At 69.0% G+C, this 12,391-nt stretch carries 10 protein-coding genes; 6 read left to right on the top strand and 4 right to left on the bottom strand.

The window, feature by feature from the left end:
• Positions 1–366: 366 nt before the first annotated feature.
• The 6 genes from CFB40_RS05690 (at position 367) to CFB40_RS05665 (ending at position 7,595) form a co-directional block, all read left to right on the top strand.
• Positions 367–3,504, top strand: coding sequence for an Rne/Rng family ribonuclease (locus tag CFB40_RS05690; RefSeq protein WP_089430782.1), 3,138 nt, complete (start codon positions 367–369; stop codon positions 3,502–3,504).
• A gap of 131 nt (positions 3,505–3,635) precedes the next feature.
• Positions 3,636–4,748: a GTP 3',8-cyclase MoaA gene (moaA, locus tag CFB40_RS05685; RefSeq protein ID WP_089430781.1), complete on the top strand. Its 1,113-nt coding sequence runs from the start codon at positions 3,636–3,638 to the stop codon at positions 4,746–4,748.
• 28 nt (positions 4,749–4,776) lie between these two features.
• A complete protein-coding gene (gene mobA / locus CFB40_RS05680) occupies positions 4,777–5,394 on the top strand; it encodes a molybdenum cofactor guanylyltransferase MobA (RefSeq protein ID WP_089430780.1) in 618 nt (205 codons plus the stop codon).
• Between the two features lie 105 nt (positions 5,395–5,499).
• Entirely contained in the window at positions 5,500–6,798 is a 1,299-nt protein-coding gene (gene moeA / locus CFB40_RS05675) for a molybdopterin molybdotransferase MoeA (protein ID WP_089430779.1), read from the top strand.
• Positions 6,799–6,837: 39 nt separating this feature from the next.
• A complete protein-coding gene (locus CFB40_RS05670; protein ID WP_006401288.1) occupies positions 6,838–7,113 on the top strand; it encodes a hypothetical protein in 276 nt (91 codons plus the stop codon).
• On the top strand, positions 7,110–7,595 hold the full coding sequence (locus tag CFB40_RS05665) for a GNAT family N-acetyltransferase (RefSeq protein WP_089424836.1): 486 nt from the start codon (positions 7,110–7,112) through the stop codon (positions 7,593–7,595). The genes CFB40_RS05670 and CFB40_RS05665 overlap by 4 nt, the downstream gene beginning before the upstream one ends.
• 90 nt (positions 7,596–7,685) lie before the next feature.
• Here the strand turns inward: CFB40_RS05665 and rmuC are convergent, their stop codons facing one another.
• The 4 genes from rmuC to CFB40_RS05645 all read right to left on the bottom strand — a co-directional run bounded on the left by rmuC (position 7,686) and on the right by CFB40_RS05645 (position 12,368).
• On the bottom strand, positions 7,686–9,164 hold the full coding sequence (gene rmuC, locus CFB40_RS05660; protein WP_089430778.1) for a DNA recombination protein RmuC: 1,479 nt from the start codon (positions 9,162–9,164) through the stop codon (positions 7,686–7,688).
• Entirely contained in the window at positions 9,161–10,150 is a 990-nt protein-coding gene (locus CFB40_RS05655; protein WP_089425869.1) for a 2-hydroxyacid dehydrogenase, read from the bottom strand. Before CFB40_RS05655 ends, rmuC begins: the two co-directional genes overlap by 4 nt.
• Before the next feature lie 81 nt (positions 10,151–10,231).
• Positions 10,232–11,662, bottom strand: coding sequence for a sodium:proton antiporter (locus tag CFB40_RS05650; protein WP_089424834.1), 1,431 nt, complete (start codon positions 11,660–11,662; stop codon positions 10,232–10,234).
• Positions 11,663–11,705: 43 nt separating this feature from the next.
• On the bottom strand, positions 11,706–12,368 hold the full coding sequence (locus tag CFB40_RS05645) for a LutC/YkgG family protein (RefSeq protein WP_089424833.1): 663 nt from the start codon (positions 12,366–12,368) through the stop codon (positions 11,706–11,708).
• Positions 12,369–12,391: the final 23 nt, after the last annotated feature.

Below are 12,391 nucleotides of genomic sequence, written 5' to 3'. Positions count from 1 at the left end.
GTACACCCCAGGCGGGAAAGTCGGGCTGGATTCGATACTCCCCGCTGCGGCCCGAGCCGCAGCATCTGCCGCCCGTTGGCACGCGCGTCGCATGGCGACGCGCCCCGCGGCAGTGCCCGGCCTCAGGCTTAGCGCGCTTTGACAGCGTGCGGTGTGTGGACGCCGTGCTTTGAAGCCGTGTTCGCAGGTGCCCTATGGCCGCCGGCCCCGTCTTTCGGGCCCAAGCGCCTCTTCAGGCAATTCTCCCCGCCATCGTTCCCGCTCCAGCGTGCTCGTGACAACACAACAAGGTGCGGCCTGCCGTCGTTCCCGCCCTCGCGACTGACAACCGCGAGGCGCCGCCAGCAGAGCCGCCTGGAGTCGTTCATGAAACGCATGCTGTTCAATGCGACGCAGCAGGAGGAGCTGCGCGTCGCCATCGTCGATGGGCAAAAGCTCATCGACATCGACATCGAGACAGCCGGGCGCGAACAGCGCAAAGGCAATATCTACAAAGGTGTCATCACCCGTATCGAGCCGTCGCTCGAAGCGTGCTTCGTCAACTACGGCGAGGACCGCCACGGCTTCCTGCCGTTCAAGGAAGTCGCCCGCCAGTACTTCAAGGAAGGCATCGACATGCGCTCCGCGCGCATCCAGGATGCCCTGCGCGAAGGCCAGGAACTGATCGTCCAGGTCGAGAAGGAAGAGCGCGGCAACAAGGGCGCCGCCCTCACCACGTTCATCTCGCTCGCCGGCCGCTACCTGGTGCTGATGCCGAACAATCCGCGCGGCGGCGGCGTGTCGCGCCGGATCGAAGGCGACGAGCGTCAGGAACTGCGCGAGACGATGGCGCAACTGCAGATCCCGGACGGCATGAGCATGATCGCCCGTACCGCGGGCATCGGCCGCAGCGCCGAGGAACTGCAGTGGGACCTGAACTACCTGCTGCAACTGTGGCGCGCGATCGAAGCGGCGTCGCAAAGCGGCAACCCCGGCCAGCCGATGCTGATCTATCTGGAATCGAGCCTCGTGATCCGCGCGATCCGGGACTATTTCCAGCCCGATATCGGCGAAATCCTGATCGACACGAACGAAATCCACGATCAGGCCCGCGCCTTCATGGACATCGTGATGCCGGACAACGTCGCGAAGGTGAAGCGCTACCACGACGACGTGCCGCTGTTCTCCCGCTTCCAGATCGAACACCAGATCGAAACCGCGTATTCGCGCACGGTACCGCTGCCGTCGGGTGGCGCGATCGTGATCGACCACACCGAAGCGCTCGTCGCGATCGACGTGAACTCGGCGCGTGCGACCAAGGGCGCGGACATCGAGGAAACGGCGACCCGCACGAACCTCGAAGCGGCCGACGAAGTCGCCCGCCAGCTCCGCCTGCGTGACCTCGGCGGCCTGATCGTGATCGATTTCATCGACATGGAATCGGCGAAGAGCCAGCGCGAAGTCGAGCAGCGCCTGAAAGACGCGCTCAAGCATGACCGCGCGCGCGTCCAGATGGGCAAGATCTCCCGCTTCGGCCTGATGGAACTGTCGCGCCAGCGCCTGCGTCCGGCCCTGTCGGAAGGCAGCCACGTGACCTGCCCGCGTTGTAACGGCACCGGTCACATCCGCGATACCGAATCGTCCGCGCTGCAGGTCCTGCGGATCATTCAGGAAGAAGCGATGAAGGAAAACACCGCGGCGATCCACTGCCAGGTGCCGGTCGAGGTGACCGCCTTCCTGCTCAACGAAAAGCGTCAGGAAATCAACAAGATCGAGTCGCGCTTCAAGGTCGGCATCGTGCTGATCCCGAACAAGCACCTCGATACGCCGCACTACAAGCTCGAGCGCCTGCGCCACGACGACGCCCGTCTCGACGACCCGCGCGCGTCCTGGAAGATGGCCGAGGAAGCCGCCCGCGAACTCGAGTCGGAAACCGGCTACAGCAAGCGCGCGGCGGAAGTGAAGCCGAAGCAGGAAGCCGCGGTCAAGGGCATCACGCCCGAGCGTCCGGCCCCGAGCCCGGCACCGCAGCGCCCGGTCGAACCCGTTGCAGCGCCCGCGCCTGTCGCGCCGGCAACCGGCGGCTTCATCGGCTGGCTGAAGGGTCTGTTCGGCGTATCGCCGGCGCCCGCACCCGCACCGGTTGCTCCGGCCCCGGCGAAGGAGCAGGCAGCCCGTCCGGCTCGCGGCGAACGCGCCGAGAAGTCCGAGCAACGCGGCGAACGCGGTGGCGATCGCAACCGCAACCGTCGCGGCGGCGCCCAGCAGGCGCAAGGCGGCCGCGACCAGGTCGCGGCAGGCCGTGGCCAGCCGCAACGCCAGGAGCGCGAAGGCAAGGAAGTGCGCGAACCGCGTGAGGCTCGTGAGCCGCGTGAAGGCCGCGAACCGCGCGAGGGTCGTGAACCGCGTGAAGGTCGCGAGAACCGCGAAGGTCGCGAGGGCCGCAGCCCGCGCGAAGGCCGCGAGCCGCGTGAAAGCCGTGAGCCGCGCGAACCGCGTGAGAACCGCGAACCGCGTGAACCGCGCGAGCGTGTCGAGCAGCCGGAAGGCGTTGAAGCTGCGGGTCGTGGCGAGCGCCAGGAACGTCGCGAGCGCCGCAAGCCGACTCAGCATGCGGCCACGCTGGAAACCGTCACCCGCGGCGAAACCCATCCGGACGCGGAAGCCGACAAGGCCGTCGCGGAAGCCCTGCCCGGCGCCGAGCTGGCAGCCGATGCGGAAGCCGGCGCGCGTGATGGCGAGGAACGTCGCCGTCGCCGTCGCGGCCGCCGCGGCGGTCGTCGCGAGCGCGAGGAAGACGGCGCAGTCGTCGACCACGCCGAGCAAGGCGCAGAAGGCGAAGTGACGGTGCAAGCCGTGACGCCGGAAGCACCGGCTGCTGCCGAACCGGCCCACCCGGCCGCACCGGCAGTCGTCGTGGCAGCCGCCGCGGCAAGCGCCGTCGTCGCCGAAGCCGTGGTCGAGCACCATGCCGAACCGGCAGCACCGGCCGCTGTCGAGCCGCAACCGGCACCGGTACACGTCGTCGAGGCAGCACCGGTCGAAGCAGCCGTGGTCGCCCAGGCAGCAGAACCGGTACCGGTCGCACCGGCCGTCGATACGGAAGCCGGTCCGGCTCCGGTCGCGGTTTCGCCGACCGACGCGTTCGAAGTGCCGGCAGCGCCCGTCGCCGTCGAGGCGCCTCAGCAGGCCCCCGTCGAGCAAGCCGCACCGGCCGTGACGACCGAAGCCGCTCCGGTGGCTGCGGAGCCGGCCCATGTCGAAGCCGCGCCGGTCGAGGCCGTCGCCGCACCGGCACCGACTCCGGCCCCCGCCCAACCGGCGGCCGCGCCCGCTTCGGCGAGCCTGGATACCGTGCTGGAGCAGGCTGGTCTCGTCTGGGTGAACACGGACGCCGGCAAGTTCGCCGCTGCGCAGGAAGCCGCGTCGCGCCTCCCGCGTCCGGCTCGCGTGCCGCGCGAACGCAAGGCGCTGCCGCCGGTCGATACGGCCCCGATGCAGCAGGTCGAAACGACGCATCACTGATCGACGTATCGTCCGACCAGGAAAAGCCCGCCTCCGGCGGGCTTTTTCATGTCCGCGCTGCGGGTTTCCGCCCACCGGACCGACCGGCCGCTTGCGGCTAAAATAGAGGTCTGGTTCGCACTTCTTTCAACATGTCCCGACGCATCATTCCTCTCGCCGACGTCAGCGGGATGCCGGACGTCTCCGGCGTCGCGCACGCCCCGGACGGCACGCTGGCCGACACGTTCGCCAGGCCGCTGCGCGACCTGCGCATTTCGGTGACGGATCGCTGCAACTTCCGCTGCGTGTACTGCATGCCACGCGCCGTCTTCGACAAGGACTACCCGTTCCTGCCGCACAGAGCGCTGCTCACGCACGAGGAAATCGAACGCGTGGCGCGACTCTTTGTCGCACACGGCGTCGAGAAGATCCGCATCACGGGCGGCGAGCCGCTGCTGCGCAAGAATCTCGAATTCCTGATCGAGCGCCTCGCCCGCCTGACCACCCACGACGGCCGCCCGCTCGACCTGACGCTCACGACCAACGGTTCGCTGCTCGCACGCAAGGCGCGCGCGCTGAAGGACGCCGGGCTCACGCGCGTGACGGTCAGCCTCGACGCGCTCGACGATACGTTGTTCAAGCGCATGAACGATGCCGAGTTCGCGAGCGCCGACGTGCTCGACGGCATCTTCGCGGCCCAGGCCGTGGGCCTCGCACCGGTCAAGGTCAACATGGTCGTGAAGCGCGGCACCAACGACAGCGAGATCCTGCCGATGGCCGAGCGTTTCCGCGGCACCGGCGTGATCCTGCGCTTCATCGAATACATGGACGTCGGCACGTCGAACGGCTGGAACATGACCGAGGTGCTGCCATCGGCCGACGTCATCGCACGGATCGCCGAACACTTCCCGCTCGTACCGCTCGATCCGCACACGGCGGCCGAAACCGCGCAGCGCTGGGGCTATGCGGACGGCGGCGGCGAGATCGGCGTGATTTCCAGCGTCACGCAGGCCTTCTGCGGCGACTGCACGCGCGCGCGGCTGTCGACCGAAGGCAAGCTGTACCTGTGCCTGTTCGCGTCGACCGGCCACGATCTGCGCGCGCTCGTGCGCGGCGGCGCGAGCGACGCCGAGATCGCGACCGCGATCGCCCGCATCTGGCAGGCCCGCACCGACCGTTATTCGCAACTGCGCGGCAGCGCATCGGCCGACGCCGTGCCCGACGGCGCCGGCAAGCGGGTCGAGATGTCGTATATCGGCGGCTGACGCACGCCGCCCATCCCGCCCTCTTACCATGCCCGCTTCCGCCTCTCCCACGATCGCCGGCCTGCTGCTCGCAGGCGGGCGCGCCACACGCATGGATGGCGTCGACAAGGGCCTGCAGTTGCTCGACGGCATGCCGCTCGCGCTGCACGTGCTGCGCCGGCTCTCGCCGCAGGTCGACGAGACGCTGATCAGCGCGAATCGCCATGCCGATCGCTACGCCGAACTCGGTGCGCCATTCGACGCGCGCATCGTCGCGGACGAAACACCCGACTTCCCCGGCCCGCTCGCGGGCCTGCTCGCCGGCATGCGGGCGGCACGCGCGCCGCTCGTCGCGTGTTCGCCATGCGATACACCCTATCTGCCGGCCGACCTCGTCGCACGGTTGCAAGCGGCGCTCGACGCGCGGCAGGCCGACATCGCCATGGCGGTGACCGTCGATGCACAACAAGTGCGCTCGCCGCAGCCGACGTTCGCGCTGCTGCGCACGTCGCTGGCCGATGATCTCGCCGCCCGGCTCGCCGCCGGCGACCGCAAGGTGCGTGCGTGGTACGCACGCCACAAGACGGTCGAAGTCGAGTTTCACGACGAGCGTGCGTTTTACAATGCCAACTCCTGGCAGGAACTCGCCGCGCTGGCCCGCCGCTGACGGCACCCGCGCGGTTCCCGCCCGCCGCACGCGCAACCCGCGCCCAGGCACCCTCCTCGCGCCACCGGCCACGAACCCGATACGCCTTGCGGCGCAGTCCGACTGATGATCACGCAATCCTCGCCCGCCCCCCGAACCGCACCCGATTCCGATGCCCCGCTGTCGCTCGCCGACGCGCAGGCGCTCGCGTGCCGCTTCGCGGTGCCGGTCGACGCGTGTGACACGGTGACGCTGCGCGATGCACTCGACCGCGTGCTCGCGGCCGACGTGAACGCCCCGTTCGACATTCCCGCGTACGACAACTCGGCGATGGACGGCTATGCGTTCGACGGCAGCACGGGCACGCACGCATCGCCGCAAGCGGAGGTCGCGCTGACGATCGCCGGCACCGCGCTCGCCGGCCATCCGTTCGACGGCGCCGTGGCGGCGGGATCATGCGTGCGCATCATGACGGGCGCGCCGATGCCGGCCGGCTGCGACACGGTGATTCCGCAGGAACGCGTGCGCGTCGACGGCGACACGATCCACTTCGCCGCGCACGACATCGCGCGCGGCGCGAACTGCCGCAAGGCCGGCGAGGACCTCGCGCGCGGCGCGTGCGCGCTTGCCGCAGGCCGCATCCTGCGGCCGTCCGATCTCGGCCTGCTCGCGTCGTTCGGTTTCCCCGAAGTTGCGGTGCGCCGGCGCGTGCGCGTCGCCGTGTTCTCCACCGGCGACGAACTGCGCGAGCCCGGCGAGCCGCTCGGCCCCGGCGCCCTGTACGACAGCAACCGCGGGATGCTGATCGCGATGCTCGAAAGGCTGCATGTCGACGCGGTCGATCTCGGGATCGTCCGCGACGACCCGGCCGCGCTCGAAGCCGCCTTGCGCAGCGCGGTCGCCGCGCAGGCCGATGCGGTGATCACGTCGGGCGGCGTATCGGTCGGCGAAGCCGACTTCACGCGCGACGTCATGGCACGGCTCGGCGACGTAACGTTCGCCAGCCTCGCGCTGCGTCCCGGCCGGCCGCTCGCGTGCGGCACGCTCGCACGCGCCGCCGACGGCGCCGGTCACACGCTGTTCTTCGGCCTGCCCGGCAACCCGGTCGCGTCTGCCGTGACGTTCTACGCGATCGTGCGCCCCGCGCTGCTGACGCTGGCCGGCGCGCAGGCCCAGCCGCCGGCGATGCATACCGCACTCAGCACGCAAGCGCTGAAGACGCGCCCGGGCCGCACCGACTACCTGCGCGGCGTCGCGACGCGCGCCGCCGACGGCCGCTGGCACGTCGCACCGGCCGGCTCGCAGAGTTCCGCGTCGCTGAGCGGCCTCGCGGCCGCCAACTGTTTCATCGTCCTGGGCCACGATACCGCGGCAGTCGACGCGGGCACCCCGGTCGACATCCTGCCGCTCGACGGCCTGATCTGAATTCCACTATCGGTATATCTCTACGGGGGCAATCCGCACATGAAGAAACAAATTTCGTCGATCGCCGCGGGGCAGACCGCAAAAGCGCTGATCCTCGTCTACCTGACGTTCAGCGTGCCGATCGTGCTGCTCGGCATTCTCGTCGCGTACGTTCGCTACGGGATGGTCGAACTGAGCACGATCCTGAGCGCGCTGCTGCTGAACGCCATCCTCGGCTTCGTACTGCTGTGGATCGCATGCCACGCGTACAACTGGGTCGCATCGCGCTTCGGCGGCATCGAGATCGTGCTGTCCGACCCGCCGGAAGAAGCGTGAGCGGCACACCGCTGATCCGCGCGGCCCAGGCACGCGACGTCGGCGCGATCCTCGCGCTGATGCGCGAGCTGGCCGAGTTCGAGAAACTTGCGCACCTGTTCGTCGCGACCGAGGCCGATCTCGCCGACGCGCTGTTCGGCGAGCAGCCTGCCGCCGAGGCAAGGGTGGCCGAGCACGACGGCGCGATCGTCGCGTATGCGCTGTTCTTCCACAATTATTCGACGTTCCTCGGCCGTCGCGGCCTCTATCTCGAGGACCTGTACGTGCAGCCGTCGCAGCGCGGCACGGGCCTCGGCACCGCGATGCTGCGTCACCTCGCTGCCCTGGCCGTCGAGCGCCGTTGCGGACGCTTCGAATGGTCGGTCCTCGACTGGAACCAGCCGGCGATCGATTTCTACGAAAAGATGGGCGCAACCGTGCTGCCCGACTGGCGCATCGTTCGCGTCACGGGCGACGCACTGGATACGCTCGCCGGGCATTGACCGCGAGCCGGCCACGCCGGCCATCGCGTCAAAAGAAAACGGGCGCCGCGGCGCCCGTTTTTGCTTTCCAGCCGATGTCGGCCATGTGCGTCATGCGTCGTCCGCATCGGCACCGTCGGCCCCTTCCGCACCCAGCAGCCCTGCCGCCGTATCGCCCGGCAGCGCCTCGACCTGCTTCAGCTTGCGGTTCATCACGCGGGTGCGCTGCTCGGCGGCCTCGATCGAGCGCGTGACCGTTTCGAGCTGCGACTTCGTGCGCGCGAGCACGTCGCCGAACTTGCCGAACTCCGTCTTCACCGCCCCGAGCACCTGCCACACCTCGCTCGACCGCTGCTCGATCGCGAGCGTGCGGAAACCCATCTGCAGGCTGTTCAACAATGCGGTGAGCGTCGTCGGGCCGGCGACCGTCACGCGATAGTCGCGCTGCAACAGGTCGGTCAGCCCCGGGCGGCGCAGGATCTCCGCATAGAGCCCCTCGGTCGGCAGGAACAGCAGCGCGAAATCGGTCGTGTGCGGCGGCGCGACATACTTCTCGGCGATCGTGCGCGCCTCCAGCCGCACGCGTGCCTCGAGCGCGCGGGCCGCCTCCTCCACCGCCACCGCATCCGCACGCTCCTGCGCGTCGATCAGCCGCTCGTAGTCCTCGCGCGGAAATTTCGCGTCGATCGGCAGCCACACGGGCGGCGCGTCGCGCGTGCCGGCCTCGCGCCCCGGCAGCCGGATCGCGAACTCGACGCGCTCGCTGCTCTTCGGCACCGTCGCGACGTTCTTCGCGTACTGCTCGGGCGTCAGCATCTGTTCGAGCAGCGCCTCGAGCTGCACTTCGCCCCAGGTGCCGCGCGTCTTCACGTTGGTCAGCACCTTCTTCAGGTCGCCAACGCCCGCCGCGAGCGTCTGCATCTCGCCGAGCCCGCGATGCACCTGCTCGAGCCGGTCCGACACGAGCTTGAACGATTCGCCGAGCCGCTGCTCGAGCGTCGCGTGCAGTTTCTCGTCGACGGTGCGGCGCATCTCCTCGAGCTTCGCCGCGTTGTTCGTCTCGATTTCCTTCAGCCGCTGTTCGAGCGTCGCGCGCACCTCGCCGATCCGGCGGTCGTTCGCTTCGGTCAATTGCGTGAGCTGCCGGTTCAACGTGTCGCCGAACAGCCTGAGCGCGCCCGTCTGCTCCTCGCGCGCCTGCTGCGCCTGCCGCTGCACGCTCTCGCGCATCGCGTCGAACTGCTGCGCGTTGCCGGCGACGAGCTTGCCGAGCTGCTGTGCAAAACCCTCGATCTGGTTGTTCTGCACGGTCGCGACGCTCGTCAGTTGCGCGGCGAGCGTCTGCTGAAGCTGCGCGAAGCTGCCGGCCAGCTCGGTGCGCGAACCGCGCGCGTTCTCGACGATCTCGCCGCGCAATTCGCGCTCGAGCCGCTCGACTGCGCGCGCCTGCGCATGCGCGGCGTCCTCGATCTGGTCGCCGAGTATCGCCGCGTCGTCGTGGCGGCCACCGCCACGCACGAGCGCGACGATCGCCACTGCAAGCGCGACGGCCAGCACGACGACCGCCGCAAGCAACAACGTCATCGTCATGCGCGCGGCTTCCCGATCACGTCAGGGTTGATCGGATTCGGCGGTTGCCCTGCGCGCGGCCCCTCGCCCAGCGCCGCGATCAGGTTGTCGGCGGCGAGGTTCGCCATCGCGCGGCGCGTCTTTTCGGTCGCACTCGCGATATGCGGCGTCAGCACGACGTTCGGCACCTCGAGCAGTGCCGGATGGACCGTCGGCTCGCCTTCGTACACGTCGAGGCCGGCCGCGGCGATCGTCCCGGCGCGCAGCGCGACGGCCAGCGCCGCGTCGTCGACGATCCCGCCGCGCGCGATGTTGGTCAGCGTCGCGGTGGGCTTCATCTTCGCGAGTTCGGCCGCGCCGATCGTGTGATGGTTCTCCTTCGTATACGGCAGCACGAGCACGACGTGATCGGCGCGGGCGAGCAACGCGTCCTTCGACACGTATTCGGCATTGAGCTCGGCCTCGATCTCGGGCGCGACCCGCGACCGGTTGTGATAGATCACCTGCATCCCGAAGCCGCGCGCGCGGCGCGCGAGCGCCTGGCCGATGCGCCCCATCCCGATGACGCCGAGCGTCGAGCCGTAGATGTCGCTGCCGAGGAAACCGTCGTACGCCCACTTCTGCCAGTGGCCGGCCCGCAGCCAGTGCTCGGATTCGGCGATCCGGCGGGCCGCGGCCATCATCAGCGCCCAGCCGAAATCGGCGGTCGACTCGTTCAGCACGTCGGGGGTGTTGGTGCCGAGCACGTTCGCCGCGTTGAACGCGGCCATGTCGAAATTGTTGTAGCCGACCGCCATGTTCGCCACGACGCGCAGGCGCGGCGCCGCCGCGAGCTCGGCCGCACCGACCGGATCGCCGGCCGTCAGCGCGCCGTCCTTGTCGGCCAGACGCGCGGCGAGCGCGTCGGGCGCGAGTGCGTCGCCGTTGTTCCAGTCGACGTCGAAATACTGCTTGAGCCGCTCGATCACGTCCGGAAAGATCGGACGCGCGACCAGGATCTTCTGCATCGCCATCTCCGCATGCCGCGGGCGGATCGCTGCGCGCCGTGCGCCACTGGAACCACCCGCTCTAGGTTGAAAATCGTCAGCTTACGCCGTGAAGAAGATCCACGACGTAAGCAGGAATACCGGTATCAGCACGATCAGCGCCCAGCCGAGATAAGCGAAGAAGCTCGGCATCTTCACGCCGCGCGATTCGGCGATCGCCTTCACCATGAAGTTCGGCGCGTTGCCGATATAGCTGTTCGCACCCATGAACACCGCGCCTGCAGAAATCGCGGCCAGCGTCGACGCGCCGGTCGTCATCAGCGACTGCGCATCACCGCCCGCGAGGTTGAAGAACACGAGATAGGTCGGCGCATTGTCGAGGAACGACGACAGGATGCCGGTCGCCCAGAAGTACATCGCGTCGATCGGCTTGCCGTCCGGCCCCGTGACGAGATGGACGATCTGCGCGAATGCGCCGTCGGCACCGGCGCGCAGGATCACGATCACCGGCGCGATCGTCACGAAGATCCCCGCGAACAGCTTCGCGACTTCCTCGATCGGCGCCCAGTTGAACGCGTTGCCCTCGCGCGCGGAACGCGGCGTCAGCGCGAGCGAGGCGAGCGTCACGCCCACGAGCGCGACGTCGCGCACGAGATTCTGCAGCGCGACGTGCGTGCCCCACACGTCGAACGTGATGCCCGGCTTCCAGATGCCGCTCATCAGCACCAGGCCGATCACGGCCGCGAGCAGCACGAAATTGATCTTGCCGTCGATCGACAGCCGGGCACTGTCGGGTGTCGGGTCGAGTGCGGCGGGCCGCTCCTCGCCGCCCTTCCGGTAGAAGTACGTATCGAGCGCGAAGAACAGCGTCAGCAGCACCACGCAGATGAACAGCATCGGCAGTGCGAGGTGCGTGGTCGTCCAGAAGAAGCTCACGCCATTCAGGAAACCGAGGAACAGCGGCGGATCGCCGAGCGGCGACAGCGAGCCGCCCGCGTTCGCGACCAGGAAGATGAAGAAGATCACGACGTGCACGACATGCTTGCGATTGTCGTTGGCGCGCAGCAGCGGCCGGATCAGCAGCATCGCGGCGCCCGTCGTGCCCATCACGCTCGCGAGCAGCGTGCCGAGCGCGAGGATCGCGGTGTTCAGCTTCGGCGTGCCGTGCAGGTTGCCGTTCACGCAGATGCCGCCCGCGACCGTATAGAGCGCGGTGAGCAGCACGATGAACGGGATGTATTCCTCGAGCAGCGCATGCACGAGCGTGCCGAACGCGGTGCCCGCGCCGAACGCGAACGCGAACGGGACCAGGAACACGACCGCCCACCCGGCCGCGATCTTGCCGAAGTGGTGATGCCAGAACACGGGGGCGACGAGCGGGAACAGTGCGATGGACAGCAGGATCCCGGCGAACGGGATGCCCCAGAGAGCGGACAGCGTGGCACCGTCGAGCGTTGCGGCCGATGCAAGCGCGGGGACGGCGCCAAGCGCGATCCCCGACGCCATGCCCGCCCAGGCGGCATGTCGTTTCATGCAGAACTTCCTTGTTCGAGTGGCAGTGGATGCAGCGGGCGCGTCATGCGCCCCGTACGACGATCACGTGCACGCGGTACGGGCCGTGCGCGCCCAGTACGATGGTCTGCTCGATATCGCCCGTGCGCGACGGGCCCGACACGAAGTTGACCGCGCGCGGCAATTCGCCGCGCTCCGAGCGGATCAGCGCAAAGGCGTCTTCGTGACCGGCGACGATCCGCGACGCGGGAACGATCGCGATGTGCGTTTCCGGCAGCAGGCCGGCCGACGCATAGGTGTCCGGGCCGGACAGCAGCACCAGCGAGCCCGTTTCGGCCGTCGCGCAAAAGCAGCCGGTGAGGCCGACCAGATCGCCGTCGCGCGGCTTGCGGCATTCGACCGACAGGCCTGCGCCCGCCCAGTCGAAATCGGCCAGCGTGCGCCACGCGACGGCCTGCGTCGGCAGGCCGTGAGCGGAAAGGTAGCGAGCCGCGGCGGCCGGTACGTCGGCAAGCGTCGCGACTTCGTCGACCGTCGTCGACAGGCGTACCGCTTCGTCGACGAAGGCAGCGACGAGATCGGCCGGCGCCGGCGGGCGCGGGCCTTCCGGATGACGGGCGAGATAATCGGCAACGCCGTCGCGCTCGGCCGCATCGGGTTCGGCCGCACGCCCCTGCGCCGCGCGAATGCGCGCGAGGATCTGGCGACGGGCAGCGGAAGTGTCCATGAACGGTCCTCGTGACGTTGGCG

Origin of the sequence: Burkholderia sp. AU31652, assembly GCF_002223155.1 — a bacterium.
Lineage (GTDB): Bacteria > Pseudomonadota > Gammaproteobacteria > Burkholderiales > Burkholderiaceae > Burkholderia.
This window is presented reverse-complemented; position numbering and strand designations above follow the sequence as displayed.